The sequence below is a fragment of the Streptomyces sp. MK37H genome, from assembly GCF_018035285.1.
GTDB classification, from domain to species: domain Bacteria; phylum Actinomycetota; class Actinomycetes; order Streptomycetales; family Streptomycetaceae; genus Streptomyces; species Streptomyces endocoffeicus.
Window position 1 is genome coordinate 1 of the sequence record NZ_JAAAYH010000140.1, and the last position, 19,549, is coordinate 19,549.

Sequence of the window (19,549 nt, forward strand, 5' to 3'; positions counted from 1 at the left end):
GCCCGATCCGCCGCCCGGGGCGGCCCGCCTAGGTTCGGGCCATGACATCCACCAAGGACACCTCCCCGCTCGCCGCCGTATCGCATCTGCTCTCCTTCACCCTCGTCGTCGGCGGCGGAAGCGGTCTGCTGCACGAATGGTGGGGCTGGCTCCACTTCATGCGGTTCGTCCGCTTCCTCGTCCCGGATGGTTATGAGGTCTACAGCTATGTGGTGATGGTCGTCCTCGGCCTGGCGGTGGGCGCGGCGGGCGGTGCGCTCAGCGATCGAAGCCGTGGATGAGACCGCGGCCGGTGACCGCTCGGGTCACCGGCCGCGAGCCCGCCTCACTTCCGCGTGGCGATCCGCATGAAGGTGATGGAGTTGGCCGGGAAGGTGTAGCTGAACGTGCTGTCCACACCGTCGAACGTGGAACTGCTCGGCTTGATGGGCTGATCCGTGGCGGTGTTCACCGCGTCCGGGTCGCCCTGGAGCGTGGTCAGCCGTGCGGTCCGCCGGACCTTGACCCCCTGGCCGAGGTCGATCCGGGTGCGGGCGGCGGCGTCTTGGGCGTTGACCACCTTGACGATGAGCTCACCGGTGGCCTTGTCGCGGGTCACCACCTGGCGGAACGGCTCGGCCACCTTGTCATCGGTGAACGCGCCCCACTTCTTCCCGTCCAGGTACAGCGTCACCTGCCGGCCGCGGACCTCGGTCCGCACGTCGTACGCCCGGCCCGTCTCGATCCTCGTGCCGTCCTCGGCCATCGTCTGCTTGGCGCCGTCCGTGGCCTTCTCCACGGCGGACCGGGTGTTGCCCCAGCCGCCGAGGTTCCACCAGTAGTAGTTGCCGGTGTCCTTGACCCCGAAGGCGATGAGGAAGCCCTCGCTGCCCGCGCGCTTGGTGGCCTTCAGCTTCAGGTCGTAGTTCTGCCAGCCGCTGTCGCCCGCGATGACCATCGTGTTCTCGGCGGCGGTGTCGGACTGGACGTACGCGCCGTCCCGCACCTGCCAGGAGCCGGTCCCGGTGGCCTTGGTCCACTTGCCGTCGCCGCCGGAGAAGTCGTCGCTGAGCAGGGTGGACCCGTCCGCCGAGGTGACCTGGACATCGTCGTACGCGGCGCTGGTGGCCCAGGTGGACAGGCCGACGGCGCCGGTGATCGGGCCGGAGGGGAGGGACGGGGTGGCGGACGCCTGGCTCGGCACCACCTGGTCCCCGACATTGTTCATGAACAGCTTCTGGGCCTCATAGCTGGTCGAGCCCCAGGCGGCGGCGTTGTCGAACCAGATCAGATCCGGCCGCCACTGGATGTAGTCCTCGTTGGCCAGCAGCGGGGCGTAGGAGGCCATCTTCACCACATCGGCGTTGCGCTCCAGGCCGGTCATGTACGCGGCCTCGGCGAGGGAGTTGGAGAAGCGGTTGTCCTGCGAGGCGTATTCGCCGAGGAACACCTTCGGGCCCTGGCGGTCGTAGGAGTCATAGCGGTTGTTGTTCTCCAGGAACCACCGCGGGCTGTTGTAGTAGTGCTCGTCGACCATCTTCACCTTGGCCGCGCGGTTCAGCTCCCACGCGCGGTCGAAGGTGACACCGCTGTCGTCGGGCCCGGAATTGCTGATCACCGTGATCTCCGGGTGCTTCGCCTCGATGGCCTCGCGGAACTCGGTGAAGCGCTCGAAGAAGGCGTCGGGGAGGTTCTCCTCGTTGCCCACCTCCAGACGGTCCAGGCCGAAGGGGGTCGGATGGCCCATCTGTGCGCGCTTCTTGCCCCAGGTGGAGGTCACCGGCCCATTGGCGAACTCGATCAGGTCGAGGGTGTCCTGGATGTGGCGCTTGAGCAGCTCGGGGTCGTCGGTGGCCTTGTTCTGGCCGCAGCCGGTGACGAGCGCGGGCACCACGGGCAGCGGTGTGGCCCCGATGTCCTCGGCGAACTGGAAGTACTCGTAGTAGCCGAGGCCGTAGGACTGGTTGTAGCCCCAGAAGTTGGCGTTGGTGGGCCGCTCCTCGACCGGGCCGACGGTGTCCTTCCACTGGTAGGACCGCTTGCGCTCCCAGCCCGGCGCCTCGTACGACTTGTGGCTTCCGGTGTTCACCAGACAGCCGCCCGGGAAGCGCAGGAAGCCCGGCTTCAGCGCGGCGATCTTCTCCGCCAGGTCCTTGCGCAGCCCGTTCGGGCGGCTCTGGTAGGTGTCCCGGGGGAAGAGGGAGACCATGTCGAGCCGCACGGTGCCGCCGCCGCCCGCGGTCACCGCGAGCCGTCCGGTGGTGTCCGTGGCGCGCGCGGTGAGCGTCCCGGTGTATTTCGTCCAGCGGTCCCCCCGCACGGTGGCGCGCAGCGGCGTGGCGAGCGCGGTGGAACCCGAGGCGGTGTGCAGACCGATCGTCAGCGGGGTGCCCGTGGGATTCTCGGTGCGGGCCCACACCGAGAAGTCGTACTTCTTTCCGGCCTGGACCGCGATGCCGGTGTTGTAGCCGGAGTTGGTGACGCCGTACCCCGCCCCGGCGCCGCCACCGTCCCCGTGGAGGTCCAGCCGCAGATAGTCGCGGTTGTTCTCATTGAGCCGCGCCGCGTCGTTCACCACGCGCGCCGTGCCGGTGGCGCCGCCGGTCGCGGTCTCGGTCCACGAGGTGAGCGGGGTGTACGAGGCGTTGTCGGCGGCGTCGTACTCGAAGGACCGGTTCTGGACGAGCTCGGCGTACAGCCCGCCGTCCGCCGCGCGGTTGATGTCCTCGTAGAAGACGCCGTACATCGCGTCGTCGATCTCCGGGCCCGCGCGGTCCGGATCGACGGTGATCGAGTAGTCGGTCACGGCCGAGGAGGAGGCCCCGGCGGCCGTGGGGTCGGTGAGCAACGCGGCGGCGAGCGAGGTGGTGAGCAGAGCGCTCACGGTGAGGCCGAGGCCCCGTCTGGTACGTCCCGTTGATCGCATGGCGACTCCTGTACCGCAGAATGTTCGAAATATCGGACACTGCTCAGTACTTCGAACGGACGATAGGCAGGGGACCGACGGGGCGTCAATGGCCGGTGCGCGACGGTCAGTCCGCCGGACGCGGCGGCGCCGTCGTACCGCGGACCTCGAGGACCGGGGCGGTGAGGGCCACCTCGCCGGGGCGGGCGGGGTCGGCGATCCGGTCGAGCAGGCGGCGCGCGGCGCGGCGGCCGATGTCATGACCCGCGTTGTCCACGGTGGTGAGCCACAGATGACGCAGCCGCGCGAGATAGGTGTTGTCGTAGCCGACGAGGGAGAGGTCGCCCGGCACCCGCAGGCCGAGCTCCTCGGCGGCCGACAGGGCGCCCACCCCGGCCATGTCGTTGAACGCGAAGACGGCGGTGGGCCGGTGCGGCGCGCTCAGCAGCCGGACCGTGGCCCGGTAGCCGCCCTCCTCGGTCAGATCGCCCTGCTCCACGGTCGCCGACCCGGACAGGCCGTGCTCGCGCATGACCGCCTCGAAGCCACGGCGGCGCAGTTCGCCCACCACGCCCTGTCCCGCGATATGGGCGATGTGCCGGTGGCCCAGGCCGATGAGGTGCTCGGTGGCCAGGCGGGCGCCGAGCTCGTCGTCGCCCGCGACGATGTCCACGTCGGGCAGCACGGGCTCGCGGGTGCCCGCGACCACCGTGGGCACCCGCGCGGCCGCCGTGCGCACCGCCGCCGGGTCCGGGAGCGTGCCCACGGCGATCAGGCCGTCCACCCGCAGCTCGGTGAAGGTGTGGGTGAGGTCCTCGCCGAGCCGCCGGTTGAGCCGGCCGTCGGCCAGCAGGGTGCGCAGACCGCTCGCGTACAGCTCGGAGTTGAGGCCGTCGAGCAGCTCCACGAACCAGGGGTTGCGCAGGTCGTTGAGGAGCACCCCGACGGTCCGGGTGCGCCGCTCGCTGAGGCTGCGCGCGGCGGCGTTGGGCCGGTAGCCGAGCTCCTCGACGGCGGCCAGGACGGCCCGCCGCTTCTCGGGGCGCACCTGCTGGGAGCCGCGCAGCACCAGGGAGACCAGCGACTTCGACACTCCGGCCCGTTCGGCGACATCGCGGATCGTCGGTGGTCTCATGGTCTGGACCGTTCCACAGGGTGAACGCGGTTGTCAAAGGGGTTGACACCTGCGGAGAGGGCTTTCAGTGTGGGCCGAGAGAGATCTGGAACGGTCCAAAGAGGGGCAGTCATGGTGAGTACGCTCGGGGTCGCCGTCGTGGGATTCGGCTGGATGGGACGGGTGCACACCCAGGCGTACGTCCGGCTGCCGCACCACTTCCCGCAGCTGTCCGTACGGCCCGAACTGGTCGCCGTCGCCGACGAGGTGCCCGGCCGGGCCGAGGAGGCCACCGGGCGGTACGGCTTCGCCACCGCCGCCCGGGACTGGCAGGAGGTCGCCGCCGACCCCCGCGTCCAGGCGGTGAGCATCGCCGCGCCGAACTTCCTGCACCGCGAGATCGGCGTCGCCATGGCCCGGGCGGGCAAGCACATCTGGATCGAGAAGCCGGTCGGGCTCACCGCCGACGACGCCCGCGCCGTCGCCGGGGCCGTGGCCGAGGCCGGGGTCCAGGGCGCGGTCGGCTTCAACTACCGCAACGCACCCGCCGTCCAGACCGCCCGCGCCATGATCGCTGCAGGGGAGATCGGCACCGTCACCCATGCCCGGGTCCGTCTCTTCAGCGACTATGCCGCCCACCCCGAAGGTGCCCTGACCTGGCGGTACGAACGGGCGCGTGGCGGCAGCGGAGTGCTGGGCGACCTCGCCTCGCACGGGGTGGACCTGGCCCGCTTCCTGCTCGGCGAGATCGACGCGCTGACCGCCGACACCGCCGTGTTCGTGCCCGAGCGGGCCCGCCCCACCGGCGCCACCGCCGGTCACACCCGGGCCACCGGCGGCGACCTGGGCCCGGTGGAGAACGAGGACTACGTCTCCTGCCTGCTGCGCTTCGCCTCCGGTGCCCGCGGGGTGCTGGAGGCGTGCCGGGTCTCGGTCGGCGAACAGAACACCTACGGCTTCGAGATCCACGGCACCAAGGGCGCGGTGTTCTGGGACTTCCGGCGCATGGGCGAACTCGGCGTCAGCCAGGGCACCGCGTACCAGGACCAGCCCGTGTCCACCGTGTACGTCGGCCCCGGACACGGCGAGTACGCCGCCTTCCAGCCCGGCTCGGCCAATGGCATGGGCTATGACGATCTGAAGGTGATCGAGGCGTACCACTTCCTGCGCTCCATCGCCGAGGGCACCGCGTATGGCGCCACCCTGGACGACGCCGTGCACAGCGCCACCGTGCTGGACGCCATGACCCGCTCCGCCGACCTGGGCACGTGGGTGAGCCCGGGCTGAGCGAAGCGGCGGACGCCAGGGTGACTTCCGGCCCATGGCGGCCGCAGTGAGCACACGGGGCCGAACCGGCGTACTGGAGGGGGCGGGGAACCGCGCCACGCACCCTCGACGCCGGAGGTACCTCACCCGTGACCACCACGACCGAAGCGGCCTCGACCGAAGTGGCCTCGACCGAAGTGGCCTCGACCGAAGCGGCCTCGACCGAGGCCGGCCGCCGCGACGCGGGCGATCCGCGGGGCGGGCGGTTCGATTGCTCCCTCGGGCTCATCATGCTGCTGCTCGTGGTGGTGGTCGCGCAGGGGCCGGTCCGCCGGGCGCTGTCGGCTCCGGTGGCGCAGAGCTGGATGACCGTGTTCACCGCGGTGGTCCTCCAGGCCCTGCCCTTCCTCGTGCTCGGGGTGCTGCTGTCGGCGCTCATCGCGGTGTTCGTCCCGCCGTCGTTCTTCGCCCGCGCGCTGCCGCGGCGGCCCGCCGTCGCGGTGCCGGTGGCGGGCGTGGCCGGGGCGGTGCTGCCCGGCTGTGAATGCGCCTCCGTACCGGTGGCCGGGGCGCTGGTGCGTAGGGGCGTCACCCCCGCGGCCGCGCTGGCGTTCCTGCTGTCCGCCCCGGCGATCAACCCGATCGTGCTGACCGCCACCGCGGTCGCGTTCCCCCGCCAGCCGCAGATGGTGTTCGCCCGGTTCGTGGCGAGTCTGTTCGTGGCGTGTGCGATGGGCTGGCTGTGGCAGCGGCTGGGGCGGGCCGACTGGCTGCGCCCACCGGCCCGCCCCGCCTTCCACGGCCACGGAAAGGGCGCCGCGTTCTGGTCGTCCGTACGCCACGATGTGATGCACGCCGGTGGCTTCCTCGTCGTCGGCGCGATGGCCGCGGCCACCCTCAAGGCCGTGGTCCCGGCGAGCTGGCTGCGCGGCGCGGCCGATGACCCGGTCGTGTCGATCCTCGCCCTGGCGGTCCTCGCGGTGCTGCTGTCGATCTGCTCCGAGGCCGACGCCTTCGTGGCCGCGTCCCTGTCGCAGTTCTCGCTCACCGCCCGGCTCGCGTTCCTCGTCGTCGGGCCGATGATCGACCTGAAGCTGTTCGCCATGCAGACCGGCACGTTCGGCCGTGGGTTCGCGCTGCGGTTCGCGCCCGCCACCTTCGTCCTCGCCGTCCTGGTGTCGACCCTGGTCGGGGCGGTGCTGCTGTGAACCGGAAGGCTCAGGCGATCGTGTTGTTCCTGGTCGGCGGGGCGGTGCTGCGGGCCGGATCCACCGACCTCTATCTGCGCTATGTGAAGGCGGGGCTGCGCCCGTTGCTCCTCGCGGCCGGTGTCGTCCTGATGGCGGCCGCCGTCGCCACCGTCTGGTACGAGCGGCGGACGCGCCCGGCCGGTGAGGACGCGGGGGAGGGCGAAGGCGGCCACGCCCACCGGGAGCCCCGCGTCTCCTGGCTCCTCGTGCTTCCGCTGTTCGCCCTCATCCTGGTGGCGCCGCCCGCGCTCGGCTCGTACACGGCCATGCACACCGGCACGGCGCTGCAACGCCCTTGGGGCTTCCCCGCCCTGCCCGCCGGGGACCCGCTGCCGCTCAATGTGGCCGACTACGCCGGGCGCGCGGTGTACGACCACGGGCGCTCCCTGGAGCACCGGAGGGTCAAAATCACCGGCTTCGTCGCGCTCGACGGCCACGGCGCCCCCTACCTCGTCCGGATGGCGCTCAACTGCTGCGCCGCCGACGCCCAGCCCGTCAAGATCGGCCTGACCGGGCGGATCCCCGCGGTGCTGGAACCCGACACCTGGCTCCAGGTCATCGGCACCTACACCCGCAAACGGACCAAGGACCCGGTGGGCGGTGGCGCCATCCCGTACCTCGAGGTCAGCCGGGCCAGGCCGGTCCCGGCCCCGCGCGATCCGTACGACGAGAGCTGGAACGGCTGAACGACGGGAGCTGGAGCGGCTGAACCTCGAGAGCTGAAGCGGTTGGGGGCTGACCGCTCGTCAGGCCACCCCGTCCCGCCCCGCCACCCGGCCGATACAATCCGCCGCGCGGCTGCTGATCTTGGGGCAGTGGGCGGCCGACCATAGGAGTCCTTCCTGCCACCACCCTGGGAGCCGACCATGGAGCACACCTCGCCCGTACGTACGGCCACCGCACCACTCGGGCCACCGCCGCCGTTCGACCCGGAACTCACCACGGCGCTCGCGGCCATCCATGAGCTCCTGCCGCCCGGCGGCTCCGGGGCCGATCCGGGTGCGACGCCCCCTCAGGACGTGCCCGGCATGGAGCCGGTGACGAACGAGGCCCTGGAGCGCGACGGGGTATTCCGGGTCGAGGAGCGGTCCGTCCCCGGCCCGGTGGGCGCGCCGGACGTCTCCCTGCTGATCTGCCGCTTGGCGGACGCGGCCACTCCGGTGCCCGCGCTCTACCACATCCACGGGGGCGGTATGACGGTCGGGGACAACCGCACGGGCGTGCCGGAGATGCTCGACCTCGCCCAGGAGCTGCGGCTCTCCGTGGTCTCCGTCGAGTACCGCCTGGCACCCGGGACCCAGCACCCCGGACCGGTCGAGGACTGCTACGCCGGTCTGGTGTGGACGGCCGAACACGCCGCCGAGCTCGGCATCGACCCCGGACACCTCATCGTCGTCGGGGGCAGCGCCGGTGGCGGCCTCGCTGCCGCGGTCGCCCTGATGGCCCGGGACCGCGGCGGCCCCGCCCTGTTCGGACAACTGCTGATGTGCCCCATGCTGGACGACCGCAACGACACGCCCTCCGCCCTGCAGATGGCAGGAGTCGGGGTGTGGGACAGGGCTGCCAATGAGGCCGGGTGGACTGCGCTGCTCGGCGCCGCACGCGGTGGTGACGACGTGTCGCCCTACGCCGCACCGGCCCGGGCGACGGACCTGTCCGGTCTGCCCCCCGCGTTCATCGACGTAGGGGCCGCGGAAACCTTCCGCGACGAGGACGTCGACTACGCCGGCCGCATCTGGCGAGCCGGGGGACAGGCCGAACTGCACGTCTGGCCGGGTGCCTTCCACGGATTCTCGGGCATGGCACCGCGGGCGGCCGTCTCGCGGGACGCCCGGGAGGCGCGGCTGCGGTGGCTGCGCAGGCTCCTGGCCCACTGACGGCGGCCGCGTAGGGACGGTCGTGTGGTGATCCGTAGGCGGACCACCGCACGACCGTGAGAGTCAGTGGTCAGTGGGACTCGCGGGGCACCGGATGTCCGCTGCCGCCGACCAGGAAGTCCAGGTCCAGGCCCTGGTCCGCCTGCAGCACATGCTCGGTGTAGAGCCTGCTCCAGCCCCGGTCGGCGACCGGCGGCGGGGGCTCCCAGGCGGCCCGCCGGCGCTCCAGCTCCTCCTCGCCCACCTCCAGGGTCAGCGTACGCGCCGGGACGTCCAGGGTGATCCAGTCGCCGTCGCGCACCAGCGCCAGCGGGCCGCCGACGGCGGACTCGGGGGACACATGGAGCACCACGGTGCCGAAGCCGGTGCCGGACATCCGGCCGTCACAGATGCGCACCATGTCCTCGACGCCCTTGCGCAGCAACTTGGGTGGCAGCACCACATTGGACACCTCGGGCATGCCCGGGTAACCGCGCGGGCCGCTGCCCCGGATCACCAGCACGGTGTTCTCGTCCACCGGCAGATCCTCGTCCGCGTGCACGGCGAGGTAGTCCTCCGGGGTGTCGAACACCAGGGCCTGGCCGCGGTGGGTGAGCAGATGGCGCGATGCGGCGGACTGTTTGATCACCGCGCCGTTCGGTGCGAGATTGCCGCGCAGTACGGCGGTGCCGGTGCCCGCCTCCTGGAACGGGTCGTCCAGCGTCCGGATCACCTCACGGTTCCAGCACTCGGCGTCGGCGACGTTCTCCGCCACCGTACGGCCGGTCACCGTGGTCGGCTCCGGGTGCAGCAGCGCGCCCAGCTCGCGCATCACCACCGGCAGCCCACCGGCGTAGCAGAAGTCCTCCATCAGGAACCGTCCGGAGGGCTGCAGATCGACCAGCGTGGGCACCTCCCGGGCCAGCGCGTCGAAGTCGTCGAGAGCCAGCGGCACCCCCAGCCGCCCCGCGATGGCCAGCAGATGGATCACCGCGTTGGTGGAGCCGCCGATGGCCGCGTTGACCCGGATCGCGTTCTCGAACGCCTCCCGGGTCATGATCTGCGACGGCCGCAGATCCTCCTCCACCATGGCCACGATCCGCTGCCCGGCGCGCTGCGCCGTCTCGTACCGCCGCGAGTCCACCGCCGGCCAGCTCGCCGAGTACGGCAGCTGCATACCGAGTGCCTCGGCCATCGACGCCATGGTGGACGCGGTGCCCATGGTCATGCAGTGCCCGTTGGACCGGGCCATACAGCCCTCGGCGAAGAAGCACTCCTCCTGGGTCATCCGCCCGGCCGCCAACTCGGCCTCGAACCGCCACACCTGGGTGCCCGAGCCCACATCCCCGCCCCGGTACTTGCCGTTCAGCATCGGGCCGCCGGTGACCATGATGGCCGGCAGATCGACGCTGGAGGCGGCCATCAGCAGACCCGGGGTGGTCTTGTCACAGCCGGACAGCAGCACCACACCGTCCAGCGGATTGGCCCGCATCAGCTCCTCGGCCTCCATGGCCAGCAGATTGCGGTACAGCATCGCGGTGGGCCGCATCAGCGTCTCGCCCAGCGCCATCGCGGGGAACTCCAGCGGAAAGCCACCGGCCTGCCACACCCCGCGCTTCACCGACTCCGCCACCCGCTGCAGATGGCTGTTGCAGGGCGCCAGCTCCGACCACGTCGTGGCGATGCCGATCACCGGACGGCCGTCGAACACCTCACTCGTATGGCCCTGGTTGCGCATCCAGGACCGGTAGACCATCCCGGACCGGCCCTCCGCGCCGAACCAGGCCGCGCTGCGCCGGCGGCCGTGTGTTCCCGTGTCAGTCACTTCTGCACTCCCTCTGGCGATCCTTGTCAGTGAAGGGTGATGACGTTTCCGGTGATGAGCGCGGCCTCGTCCGAGGCGAGGAAGACGATGGTCTTCGCGACCTCGGCCGGATCGGCGACATGGAAATGGGTGGCGCTCGCTGCGACGAACCGCCGGACCTCGTCCGTGACCCACCCGGTGTCGGTCACGGGCGGCTGCACCACATTGGCCGTGATGCCGAGGTCGGCCAGCTCCGCGGCCGCCGACAGGGTGTAGTCGGTCTGTGCGGCCTTCGCCGCGCCGTAGGACACCTCTCCGGTGAAACCGAGCTCCCCTCCCGACGTCAGGCCCACGATCCGCCCCCAGTCGGCACCGCGTGCCCGGTGGCGGCGGGCCAGCTCGCCGATCAGCAGCGCGGGCGCCATCGCGTCCACCGAGAACTGGCGGGACCAGGTCTCCGCGGTGACGGGGCGCAGCGGCCGGTCGAACCGGTCGGCCGGATCGGGGGTGAAGGTGTCCTGGATCCACCCCGAGGCGTTGTTGACCAGGATGTCGACCGGGCCCAGGCGGTCCTCGGCGAGGTCGAAGAGCCGCTCCGGAACCGCCGGGTCGCCGAGGTCCGCCTCAAAAGCCTCGGCCCGCCCTCCGGCCCGGCGGATCTCCGCCGCGACCTCTTCACCATCGGTGGATCGCGCGGCGTGGTACGGGTCCGGGGCGTCCCCCTCGCCGGTGCCGTGTGGCGGGCGCCAATAGGTGCAGAGCACCGCGACACCGCGGGCCGCCAGCGCTCGTGCCGTCGCGGCGCCGATCCCCTGGTTCGCCCCCGTCACCAGGGCGACATGGCTGGTTGACGATGTCTCCCGCATCCCCGCAGTACAGCAAAGACGAGCGCCACGCGGAAGATCGTGTCACGGCGTCCTCCGCGTCATCGGCGAAGCCGAGCTCGGCCCGGCGCCATTCGGCGGCTCCGCGCGGACGTCCGTTCAGCCCCTGGGGCGGCGAGCCGTACGGCCCGGTGGGGGTGGGTGCGGTAATCATCCGGTGCGTGTGGTGTGGATCGGTGTCCGGCCTACGGTGAGGAGTGTCCGCATGAGTGGTGAGCTGTCCGGTGCCACGGCCCTGGTCACGGGCGCCACGGCGGGGATCGGCCGGGCCGTGGCCCTGCGGCTGGGGGCGCTGGGGGCCGAGGTCGTCGTCCACGGCCGGGACGCGCGCCGGGGTGCGGATGTGGTCCAGGAGGTGTCCGCGGCGGGGGCCACGGCCAGGTTCGTGGCGGCGGATCTGACCGAGGCCGACGATGTGCGGCGGCTGGCCGCCGAGGCCGGGGACGTGGACATCCTGGTCAACAACGCGGGTGTCTACCGGTTCGCGGACACCGCCGGGACCTCGTCCGAGATGTTCGACGTCCATATGGCCATCAACGCCCGCGCACCGCTTCTGCTGGTCGGGCGGCTCGCGCCGGGTATGGCCGCCCGGGGCCACGGGGCCATCGTCAACCTCAGCACCATCGCCGCCGGTGCCCCCGCCCGCAACGCCGGGGCGTACGGCGCCTCGAAGGCCGCGCTTGAGCTGCTGACCCGGGTGTGGGCCGATGAGTTCGGCGGCCGGGGAGTCCGGGTCAACGCCGTCCGTTCGGGCCCGGTCCGCACCCCGGGCACCTCCGAGATGGGGGCGGAGGCTCTGCGGACCGTGGCGCGGGCCACGGTCCTGGACCGGCCCGCGGCGCCCGAGGAGATCGCCGAAGCCGTGCTCTTCCTCGTCTCCTCGCGGGCGAGCTACATCACCGGCGCCATCCTGGAGGCCCGGGGCGGCGAGCTCGCCTTGGGCTGACGCACGCCGGGCCCTGGGGCCGCCTCAGGGCGGTGCGCCGGTCCACGCGATGGGCTGTTCCGTCCAGATGCACTTGCCCTCGGCGGCGTAGCGGGTACCCCAGCGCTGCGAGAGCGCGGAGACCAGTTGCAGCCCCCGTCCTCCCTCGTCCGTCTCGGCGGCCCGGCGGATCCGGGGAGTGGTGGCGCCGGCGTCCGAGACCTCACAGATCAGCGATCTCCCGCGGATCAGCCGGAGCCGGATGGGCCCCCTGGCGTGCCGGACGACATTGGCGACGAGCTCGCTGGCCAGTAGTTCCGTGGTCATGACTAGCTCGTCGAGACCCCATGCCTCGAGCTGTTCAGGGTTTCGATCAGCAGACCCGATGCGCCGAACGGCGGCAGGACATGTTCGGCGACGACCTCGACGACGTCCTGGGTGGTCACCGCTTCGGCGAGCGCGTTGCCCAACTCGCTGATCCGGACGGCCTGTTCGGTGCCGATCCGCTCGGCCTCCGCGCGCCGTGCGGCCTGGGTGCGTCCTTCGGTGACATCGGTGAGACAGGCCGTCAGCCCATCGGGCACGGAGACCAGCCGTATTCGGGCACGGAGACCAGCCGTATGTGGTACCAGCGGCCGTCGGTGGGCCACTGGATGTCGAACCCGGTCGGTCTTCTGTCGTCCGCGGCGCGCCGGCAGCGGTCCTCCAGCTCGGGGACCGTGCCCGCGGGGCCCTCCCAGAGCGGCCGGCCGAGCACCTCTCCGGCCGGGCCGACCAGGCGCTCGGCCTCGACATTGAGGAAGGTGATCCGCCAGTCCCGGTTCACCGCGAAGAACGCGTCGCTCATGTACCGCAGTGCCTCCCCCACCGACTCCCGTGCCATCCGGCTCTCGGTGGTGTCCCAGACCTTCCCGAGCATGCGGACCGGCTCGCCGTTCGCGTCGAGCTCGAGATGGGCGCGGCTCCGCACCCAGCCGGTGGTGCCGTCGGGCGGCGGACCCGGTACTCGGCCTCGTAGCCGCTGCGCTCGCGCAGCGACTTCTCGGTGGCGGCCATCACCCGCGGCATGTCCTCGGGGTGGATGAGGTTGAGCCAGCTCTCGATCCGCCGCTCGTAGCCGCGGGGGAGGCCGAGAAGTGTCAGCCCCGCCCGGTCCCAGCGCATCTCACCGGTGTGGATGCCCCATTCCCAGGAACCGGCCTTGACCGCGTCCAGGGACTGCTGGACCATCGAGCCGCCCGGCCGCTGCTGCCACCACGGGTACTCGTCGCAGTCGCCGACCCCGGCTCCCGAGCGCGAGAGGCGGGGCTCCGCCCAGCGCCCCACCGCCTCGAGGAAGGCGGCCTGCTCGGGGGTCGGCTCCCGCGGGCCGGTGAGGACGGACAGCGCGCCCACCGGCCCATCCGGACCGGTCAGCGGAACGGACGCCACCGTGGTCGCCGCCGGGAGTCTCCCGGAGGCGGCGCGGGCGGTCTCCCTGGACTTGGCGGTCTCCCTGGACTTGGCGGTCTTCCCGGGCCCGGGGGTCTCCCCGGCCCCGGCGGCCTCGCCGGACGCCGCCGGCAGCCATACGAAGCGGCCGTCCCGTACGGCTCGGGCGGGGGCGAGCGGGGCCTCGTCCTGGCGGATCTCCTCCCACCCGCCCAGGGCGGGCGGCGGCAGCCCGCTGGCGAGGACCAGGCGCAGCGTACGGCTCCCCGCCGGGCCGCAGGACCAGTGCACCAGGCCCGCGAGTCCGCCCAGCTCGGAGACTGCCTGGTCCAGGGCGTGCTGCAGCACTTCGCGGTCGGTGAGCGCGGTGCCGAGCGCCGAGAGGAGGGACAGCCGTTCATCGCCCCATGAGTGGGAGCGCCCCACCGCGTCTGCTCCGCGCCGCTCCGCCATCCCAGGACCTCACTCACGGAATAGGGCGTTCTCGGGCAAACGTAGCACTGGCATATGCCGGACATCGCTCGCTGGACGTCCCCCACCAGTTTCCCTATTTTCCCTACTGGAAAAATAGGGAATGATGATGTCCGGCCGGATGGAGGGGAGCGGGCGTGACGGTGGTGGATGCGGCGGCCGAAACACTCGACCGCGCGTGGTGGCTGCAGATCGCCGGCGAGGCGGCGGACGACCTCGCCACGGACGCGGTCGTCCGCGACCAGGCCGGCAAGACGCCGTACGACGAGATCGCGCGGCTCCGCGAGGCGGGGCTGCTGGCGCTGCTGATCCCCGTCGAGTACGGGGGAGGGGGAGCGGGCTGGTCCACGGCCTGCGCCGTCGTACGGAAAATCGCCGCGGCCGACGGCGCGATCGGCCAGGTGCTCGGCTGTCACTACCTGCTGTCCTTCAGCGCCCGCTTCTTCGGCGGGGCCGATCTCGCCGCCCGGGTGGAGCGCGAGTCGGCGGCCGGGCAGTGGTGCTGGGGCGGGGGTCTGACCCCGCGCGAGCCACGGCTGACGCTCACCTCCGGGAGGAACGGCGGGCTGGTGAACGGGCGCCAGGGGTACGCCACCGGCGTGCTGGTCGCCGACCGGCTTGCCGTCCGCGTCACCCACGCCGACACCGGCGAACCGCTGGCCGTCCTCGTCGACACCGCCCACCCCGGCGTGGTGTGCGGCGGCGACGACGGGGACACCTTCGGGCAGCGGCTGGCGGCCGGTGGAAGCGTGGAGTTCGACGCGGTGCCGGTCGAGGACGACGCGGTGCTCGGCCCGCTCTCCTGGGACGAGGACACCCTCTCGCCGTTCAGCGGTCTGGCCGCGCCGACCGGCCGTCTGGTCTCGGCGCAGATATGTCTCGGGATCGCGCAGGGGGTGCTCGCCGAGGCCCGCGAGTACACCAGGGCGGTGCACGCGCCCTGGCCGCAGACCTCCCCGCGCGATCCGCACGCGCTGACCACCTACGGGGAGCTCACCGTCGCCACCTTCTCCGCCGCCGCCCTCGCCGATCAGGCGCTGGAGGCCCTGGACGGCGGGCTGGCGCGCGGCGAGGACCTGACCGACGACGAATGCGCCGAGATCACCGTGCTGGCCGCCGCGGCCGAGGCCGCCGCCTCCCGGGCCGCCCACGACGCCACCGCCCGCGCCCTGGACGTCGTCGGCGTCCGCTCCGCCTCCTCGGTCTACGGATTCGACCGCTTCTGGCGCAACGCGCGCACCCACACCCTCTACGACCCCGTCGCCCACCGGCTCCACGAGGTCGGGGACTACTTCCTCAACGGCGAGCACCCCCCGTTCACCCTGCCCTTCTGACGGCCCGGTGCGTAAGGGGCGGATAATCGGCGCATGCGGATCTCGGCGAAGGCGGACTATGCGGTGCGGGCGGCGTTGGAACTGGCCGTGGCGGGGGAGGACACCTCCGTCAAGGCCGAGGTGATCGCCGGGGCGCAGGGCATCCCGCACAAGTTCCTCGAGGGGATCCTGGGCGATCTGCGCCGGGGCGGCCTGGTGGCCAGCCAGCGCGGCGGCAAGGGCGGATACCGGCTGGCCCGCCCGGCGGACACCATCAGCATCGCCGAGGTGATCCGGGCGGTCGACGGCCCCCTGGTGTCGGTGCGCGGAGTGCGCCCGCCCGAGCTGTCGTACTGCGGACCGGCGGAGTCGCTGCTGCCGCTGTGGATCGCGGTACGGGCCAATGTACGCAAGATCCTCGGCGAGGTGACCCTCGCGGAGGTGGCCGCGGCCAAGCTGCCCGGCGATGTCCTGGACCTCGCCGAGGACCCGGAGGCGTGGACCAACCCCTAGCTCCCGGGCCCCTCAGGCGTGTTTCGAAAGTCCCGCCTGCCCCCGGGCGGACGGCGCCACTTTCGAAACACGCCCTGGCTCCCGGGCCGCCTTACGGGCCGGCGTCCAGGCCGTCGACCATGCGGTCGAGCAGCCGGGCGAACGTGGCGTCGGGGGTGAGCGGGCGTGCGGGGGCGGAGAGGGCCTCGGCGAGCTCCGGATGGTGTCCGTCGGCGGCCACCGCGGCGAGATAGCGGGCTTCGGCGGCGGCCCGCTCGGGCGAGGCGGAGAGCGCGGCCTGGGCGATCTCGTCGGCGACGAGCCTGGCGGTGAAACCGGTGATCAGGCTGAACACCTCCAGCTTCGCACCGCCGTCCAGCGCGGTGGGCCGCAGGGCGGCGAGCGCGTGTTCCAGGAAGGCCAGGGTGTTGGGCCCGAGGGACCAGCGGCGGTTGAACAGCGCGGTGGGGAGCCAGGGGTGGCGGAGCATCAGAGCCCGCTGGGCATGGGCGATGGCCTTCAGGTCGGCACGCCAGTCGCCGGTCAGCGGGTCCGGCGGTGACAGCTCGCCGCTCACATGGTCGACCATCAGCTGCAGCAGCGTCTCCTTGTCGGGGGCGTAGCTGTACAGCGACATGACCCCGGCGCCGACCTGCGAGGCCACCCGCCGCATGGTGACCGCGTCGATTCCCTCCGCGTCCGCGAGGGCGACCGCCGCGGCGGTGATCGCCGCCCGGCTGAAGGCGGGTTTGCGCCCCTTGCGGGGGCGGTCGGAGTTCAGCCACAGCTGCTGGGGGTCGACGCCTCCGGCGTCGGACCCGTCACCGCGCACCACGACCTGATCGCTCCTTCCTCACATGGCGACTTGCCCCGCCATGGCGACTTGCGGAATCCATCCAAGCATCTACTATTCTCGTACGTGGTACGAGATTGAACCGGAGGGGAACGCGGGATGACGTCACACACGCGCGATGGAGTGTCCGGGGCCACGGACGGCGGGGCCGGAGCCACCTGGGTCGCGCCCTCGGGCAAGCCGCCGCTGTCCGCACGGATGATGAGGGCGACCTGGCGCGGCCTTCCGGCCAAGCGGTACGAGGCCGGATGGGAGCCGGGCCTCGAGGTCGCGGCAGCCGACGGCGGCCTCCTTCGCACGGACCACTACTTCCCCCGCGCGGACGGCGACTTCCCCACCCTGCTGGTGCGCTCGCCCTACGGCAGGGGAGTGCCGTGGTCACCCATGTACGGCGTGCTCTTCGCCGAGCAGGGCTTCCATGTCGTGCTGCAGAGCTGCCGCGGCACCGGTGGCTCGGGCGGCGAGTTCCACCTGTGGCGCAACGAGGCGGCCGACGGCCGGGCCACCGTGGACTGGCTGCGCGACCAGCCCTGGTTCAACGGCGCGCTGGGCACCCTGGGCCCGAGCTATCTCGGCTATGCGCAGTGGGCGCTCGCCTTGGACCCGCCGCCGGAGCTACGGGCGATGGTGGTGCAGGTCGGCCTGCACGACCCGCACGCCCTGTTCCACCGCAACGGCGCCCTGCAACTGGAGAACGCGCTGCTCGTCGGCTCCGGTATGACCTCCCAGCACCGGGGGTTCGGTCCCTTCCTCCGGGCCATGCTGCGGCTGCGGCGCCACCTTGCGGAGATGACCCGGGCGCTGCCACTCCGCGGCTCGTACGTCCGCGGGTTCGGGGGTGAAGTGCCCTGGCTGGACGAGGTGATGTCCCACCCGGACGCCGATGACCCGTTCTGGGAGGGCGCGTCCGCGGGCGGCGCCGCGGCCACCTCGCGCGTCCCCACCTGTCTGATCAGCGGGTGGCATGACGCGCTGGTGGACCAGACCTTCGAGCAGTACGGCCGGCTGCGCCGGGCGGGCTGCGACACCTCCCTGCTCGTCGGCCCCTGGACCCACACCTCCGCGCTCCAGAAGGGCTGGCCGGAGGTCTTCGCCGAAAGCCTCGCCTGGCTGCGCGCGCATCTGTGCGACGACCGCTCGGGGCTGCGCCCGGCCGGGGTGCGGGTGCACATCGGCGGCCAGGGGCACTGGCGGGACCTCGCCGAGTGGCCGCCCTCCCCGGCCGTCGGCCAGTGGTTCCCGGCGCGGGACGGGCGGCTCATCCGGCAGCCGTCCGAGGCGTCCGTCCCGCTCGCCGCCTTCCGCTACGACCCGGCCGACCCCACCCCGTCCATCGGCGGGCCACTGCTCTCGCCCACCGCGGGAAGCCGTGACAACGGCGACCTCGAGGGGCGCCCCGATGTGCTGACGTTCACCAGTGAGCCGATGAACGAGCCCATGGACGTCCTCGGCCAGGTGGCAGCACGGCTGCGGATCTCCACGGACACCGGCTACGCCGATGTCTTCGCCCGGCTGTGCGACGTCGATGAAAAGGGCCGCTCCGTCAATGTGTGCGACGGGCTGGTGCGGCTGCCCACCACACCGGAACACCCCCTGGAGGTCACCGTGCCGATGAGCTCCACCGCCCACCGCTTCGTCCCCGGCCACCGAGTCCGTCTCCAGATCAGCGGAGGAGCCCACCCGCGTTTCGCCCGTAACACCGGAAGCGGCGAGCCGACGCTCGACGCGACCACCCTCACGCCCGTGCGCATCACCGTGCACGGGGGCTCGGCGCTGGAGCTGCCTCAGGTCCGCGCCGAACGATGAAACGGTCGCTGGCGCGCGGGGGGCGTCAGCGGCCGTCTCATCCGTCCACCACATAGCCGAGGGCCTTGTCGACCACATTGCGCAGGGGGCGGCCCTCGCGTCGTCGGAGCAGATTGTCGAGGAAGAGTTCGCCCAGGTCAGCGCGCCAGTCCGTGACCTCGCCCGCGGTGTGCGGGGAGATGATGACACCCGGCATCTCCCACAGGGGCGATTCCATCGGCAGTGGCTCATGGGTGAAGACATCCAGCGCCGCCCCGGCCAGCCTGCCCTGGGCCAGGGCGTCGACGAGGGCCTGCTCGTCGACCAGCGGGCCACGCCCGACGTTGACCAGCCGCGCGCCCCGCTTCATCGCCGCCAGTACGGGCGCGTCGACCATGCCACGGGTGGCGGGGGTGAGCGGGGCGGCCAGGACCACATAGTCCGCCTCGCCCAGCGCCGCGCGCAGGCCCGCCGGGCCGTGCACCACGCCGAAGTCCGGGTCGGCGGCCCGTGGTGTGCGGCCGGCGCCGCTGACCCGCATGCCGACCGCGCGCAGCAGCCGGGCGACGGCCCGCCCGATGGAGCCGGTGCCCCAGACCAGGACCGTACGGTTGCCGATGCGCTCGCTGTCCGAGGGGCGCCACTCCCGGCGGCGCTGATGCTCCCAGGTGCCGGGGAAGTCCTTGGCGAGGGAGAGGATCAGCCCCAGGACGTACTCGGCGATGGGCCGGTCGTAGACGCCCCGCGCGTTGGTGAGCACCACCTCGGGGTTGCCGGTCAGCGCGGGGAAGAGGAACGGCTCCACCCCCGCCGCGGCCACATGCACCCAGCGCGGGGCCTTCGCCGGATCGTCCGGCCAGGCGCCGGCCACCGCGGAGGTCAGCGGCCACCACGCGAGCAGGGCGTCCGCGCCGGGGAGGAACAGCGGCAGCTCCTCCTCAGTGGCGTACACCGTCTCGGCGAGGGACTCGATCCGCGCCCGGTTGGGCGGCAGATGGTCCCGGTACAGGACGACCAGCCGGTCAGCCACGTCCGGCTCCCACGGTGGTGGCCGCGGCGGTGGCATCGGTCATGACGGGGCTCCCACGGGCGTGACGGGTACGGGCGGACGCCTCAAGCGTGGCCGAGACCACGGCAGTGGACAACGGACAGAGTGTCCACCCGATGACGAGCGACGGAACACGGTGGACGTTGACGGTGGCCGACGGCTGAACCAGGGTG

19 protein-coding genes and 1 pseudogene are annotated in these 19,549 nt (G+C 72.3%); 9 read left to right on the forward strand and 11 right to left on the reverse strand.

Going from position 1 to position 19,549, the window contains the following annotated elements:
- Nucleotides 1-41: 41 nt before the first annotated feature.
- A complete protein-coding gene (locus tag GWI24_RS20530; protein ID WP_210947382.1) occupies nucleotides 42-281 on the forward strand; it encodes a hypothetical protein in 240 nt (79 codons plus the stop codon).
- A gap of 44 nt (nucleotides 282-325) precedes the next feature.
- Here GWI24_RS20530 and GWI24_RS20535 read toward each other — a convergent pair whose 3' ends face one another.
- A complete protein-coding gene (locus GWI24_RS20535; protein WP_210947383.1) occupies nucleotides 326-2,905 on the reverse strand; it encodes an alpha-L-arabinofuranosidase C-terminal domain-containing protein in 2,580 nt (859 codons plus the stop codon).
- A gap of 106 nt (nucleotides 2,906-3,011) precedes the next feature.
- Nucleotides 3,012-4,019, reverse strand: coding sequence for a LacI family DNA-binding transcriptional regulator (locus GWI24_RS20540; protein WP_210947384.1), 1,008 nt, complete (start codon nucleotides 4,017-4,019; stop codon nucleotides 3,012-3,014).
- A 111-nt stretch (nucleotides 4,020-4,130) separates the two neighbouring features.
- Between GWI24_RS20540 and GWI24_RS20545 the strand changes: the two genes are divergently transcribed.
- The 4 genes from GWI24_RS20545 (at nucleotide 4,131) to GWI24_RS20560 (ending at nucleotide 8,391) form a co-directional block, all read left to right on the forward strand.
- On the forward strand, nucleotides 4,131-5,285 hold the full coding sequence (locus tag GWI24_RS20545) for a Gfo/Idh/MocA family protein (protein ID WP_210947385.1): 1,155 nt from the start codon (nucleotides 4,131-4,133) through the stop codon (nucleotides 5,283-5,285).
- A 176-nt stretch (nucleotides 5,286-5,461) separates the two neighbouring features.
- Nucleotides 5,462-6,472, forward strand: a complete 1,011-nt coding sequence (locus tag GWI24_RS20550) for a permease (RefSeq protein WP_210947399.1) — start codon at nucleotides 5,462-5,464, stop codon at nucleotides 6,470-6,472.
- Complete coding sequence (locus GWI24_RS20555; protein ID WP_210947386.1) at nucleotides 6,469-7,200, forward strand: TIGR03943 family protein; 732 nt, start codon at nucleotides 6,469-6,471, stop codon at nucleotides 7,198-7,200. The genes GWI24_RS20550 and GWI24_RS20555 overlap by 4 nt, the downstream gene beginning before the upstream one ends.
- A 180-nt stretch (nucleotides 7,201-7,380) precedes the next feature.
- Entirely contained in the window at nucleotides 7,381-8,391 is a 1,011-nt protein-coding gene (locus GWI24_RS20560; RefSeq protein WP_210947387.1) for an alpha/beta hydrolase, read from the forward strand.
- Nucleotides 8,392-8,461: 70 nt separating this feature from the next.
- Here GWI24_RS20560 and GWI24_RS20565 read toward each other — a convergent pair whose 3' ends face one another.
- Both GWI24_RS20565 and GWI24_RS20570 read right to left on the reverse strand, forming a co-directional pair.
- The gene (locus GWI24_RS20565) at nucleotides 8,462-10,126 is read right to left on the reverse strand and encodes an IlvD/Edd family dehydratase (protein WP_247616648.1); all 1,665 of its coding nucleotides are present in this window, start codon (nucleotides 10,124-10,126) and stop codon (nucleotides 8,462-8,464) included.
- A gap of 95 nt (nucleotides 10,127-10,221) precedes the next feature.
- Entirely contained in the window at nucleotides 10,222-11,040 is an 819-nt protein-coding gene (locus tag GWI24_RS20570; protein ID WP_210947389.1) for an SDR family oxidoreductase, read from the reverse strand.
- 223 nt (nucleotides 11,041-11,263) lie between these two features.
- On the opposite strand from GWI24_RS20570, the gene GWI24_RS20575 reads away from it, so the two are divergent.
- Nucleotides 11,264-12,004 carry an SDR family NAD(P)-dependent oxidoreductase gene (locus GWI24_RS20575; RefSeq protein WP_210947390.1) on the forward strand — a complete coding sequence of 247 codons (741 nt, stop codon included), beginning with the start codon at nucleotides 11,264-11,266 and terminating at the stop codon, nucleotides 12,002-12,004.
- A gap of 24 nt (nucleotides 12,005-12,028) precedes the next feature.
- Here GWI24_RS20575 and GWI24_RS20580 read toward each other — a convergent pair.
- The 4 genes and pseudogenes from GWI24_RS20580 to GWI24_RS46275 all read right to left on the reverse strand — a co-directional run.
- Nucleotides 12,029-12,346 (reverse strand): annotated as a pseudogene (locus tag GWI24_RS20580) (ATP-binding protein); the annotation flags it as partial.
- On the reverse strand, nucleotides 12,313-12,567 hold the full coding sequence (locus GWI24_RS20585; RefSeq protein WP_210947391.1) for a hypothetical protein: 255 nt from the start codon (nucleotides 12,565-12,567) through the stop codon (nucleotides 12,313-12,315). The pseudogene GWI24_RS20580 and the gene GWI24_RS20585, both read right to left, overlap by 34 nt.
- On the reverse strand, nucleotides 12,552-12,830 hold the full coding sequence (locus tag GWI24_RS20590; RefSeq protein ID WP_210947392.1) for a PAS domain-containing protein: 279 nt from the start codon (nucleotides 12,828-12,830) through the stop codon (nucleotides 12,552-12,554). Before GWI24_RS20590 ends, GWI24_RS20585 begins: the two co-directional genes overlap by 16 nt.
- Nucleotides 12,827-13,867, reverse strand: coding sequence for a PAS domain-containing protein (locus GWI24_RS46275; protein WP_210947393.1), 1,041 nt, complete (start codon nucleotides 13,865-13,867; stop codon nucleotides 12,827-12,829). The genes GWI24_RS20590 and GWI24_RS46275 overlap by 4 nt, the downstream gene beginning before the upstream one ends.
- A gap of 155 nt (nucleotides 13,868-14,022) precedes the next feature.
- Between GWI24_RS46275 and GWI24_RS20600 the strand changes: the two genes are divergently transcribed.
- Both GWI24_RS20600 and GWI24_RS20605 read left to right on the forward strand, forming a co-directional pair.
- A complete protein-coding gene (locus GWI24_RS20600) occupies nucleotides 14,023-15,219 on the forward strand; it encodes an acyl-CoA dehydrogenase family protein (RefSeq protein WP_210947394.1) in 1,197 nt (398 codons plus the stop codon).
- Between the two features lie 33 nt (nucleotides 15,220-15,252).
- On the forward strand, nucleotides 15,253-15,711 hold the full coding sequence (locus tag GWI24_RS20605) for an Rrf2 family transcriptional regulator (protein WP_210947395.1): 459 nt from the start codon (nucleotides 15,253-15,255) through the stop codon (nucleotides 15,709-15,711).
- A 91-nt stretch (nucleotides 15,712-15,802) separates the two neighbouring features.
- Here GWI24_RS20605 and GWI24_RS20610 read toward each other — a convergent pair whose 3' ends face one another.
- Nucleotides 15,803-16,525 (reverse strand): TetR/AcrR family transcriptional regulator C-terminal domain-containing protein, encoded by a 723-nt coding sequence (locus GWI24_RS20610; RefSeq protein ID WP_210947396.1) that lies wholly within the window; start codon nucleotides 16,523-16,525, stop codon nucleotides 15,803-15,805.
- A gap of 117 nt (nucleotides 16,526-16,642) precedes the next feature.
- On the opposite strand from GWI24_RS20610, the gene GWI24_RS20615 reads away from it, so the two are divergent.
- Nucleotides 16,643-18,349, forward strand: a complete 1,707-nt coding sequence (locus tag GWI24_RS20615; protein WP_210947397.1) for a CocE/NonD family hydrolase — start codon at nucleotides 16,643-16,645, stop codon at nucleotides 18,347-18,349.
- A gap of 37 nt (nucleotides 18,350-18,386) precedes the next feature.
- Here the strand turns inward: GWI24_RS20615 and GWI24_RS20620 are convergent, their stop codons facing one another.
- The gene (locus tag GWI24_RS20620; protein WP_198275416.1) at nucleotides 18,387-19,358 is read right to left on the reverse strand and encodes a D-2-hydroxyacid dehydrogenase; all 972 of its coding nucleotides are present in this window, start codon (nucleotides 19,356-19,358) and stop codon (nucleotides 18,387-18,389) included.
- Nucleotides 19,351-19,549, reverse strand: a 199-nt coding sequence (locus GWI24_RS20625) for a hypothetical protein (RefSeq protein ID WP_210947398.1), incomplete at its 5' end; no start/stop codon positions are given. The genes GWI24_RS20625 and GWI24_RS20620, both read right to left, overlap by 8 nt.

Excerpts from the sequence above, each read along its gene's own strand:
- GWI24_RS20530 (WP_210947382.1), top strand. The coding sequence starts at position 42 with ATGACATCCACCAAGGACACCTCCCCGCTCGCCGCCGTATCGCATCTG.
- GWI24_RS20535 (WP_210947383.1), bottom strand. The coding sequence starts at position 2,905 with ATGCGATCAACGGGACGTACCAGACGGGGCCTCGGCCTCACCGTGAGC.
- GWI24_RS20540 (WP_210947384.1), bottom strand. The coding sequence starts at position 4,019 with ATGAGACCACCGACGATCCGCGATGTCGCCGAACGGGCCGGAGTGTCG.
- GWI24_RS20545 (WP_210947385.1), top strand. The coding sequence starts at position 4,131 with ATGGTGAGTACGCTCGGGGTCGCCGTCGTGGGATTCGGCTGGATGGGA.
- GWI24_RS20560 (WP_210947387.1), top strand. The coding sequence starts at position 7,381 with ATGGAGCACACCTCGCCCGTACGTACGGCCACCGCACCACTCGGGCCA.
- GWI24_RS20565 (WP_247616648.1), bottom strand. The coding sequence starts at position 10,126 with ATGGTCTACCGGTCCTGGATGCGCAACCAGGGCCATACGAGTGAGGTG.
- GWI24_RS20570 (WP_210947389.1), bottom strand. The coding sequence starts at position 11,040 with ATGCGGGAGACATCGTCAACCAGCCATGTCGCCCTGGTGACGGGGGCG.
- GWI24_RS20575 (WP_210947390.1), top strand. The coding sequence starts at position 11,264 with ATGAGTGGTGAGCTGTCCGGTGCCACGGCCCTGGTCACGGGCGCCACG.
- GWI24_RS20590 (WP_210947392.1), bottom strand. The coding sequence starts at position 12,830 with ATGAGCGACGCGTTCTTCGCGGTGAACCGGGACTGGCGGATCACCTTC.
- GWI24_RS46275 (WP_210947393.1), bottom strand. The coding sequence starts at position 13,867 with ATGGCGGAGCGGCGCGGAGCAGACGCGGTGGGGCGCTCCCACTCATGG.
- GWI24_RS20605 (WP_210947395.1), top strand. The coding sequence starts at position 15,253 with ATGCGGATCTCGGCGAAGGCGGACTATGCGGTGCGGGCGGCGTTGGAA.
- GWI24_RS20615 (WP_210947397.1), top strand. The coding sequence starts at position 16,643 with ATGACGTCACACACGCGCGATGGAGTGTCCGGGGCCACGGACGGCGGG.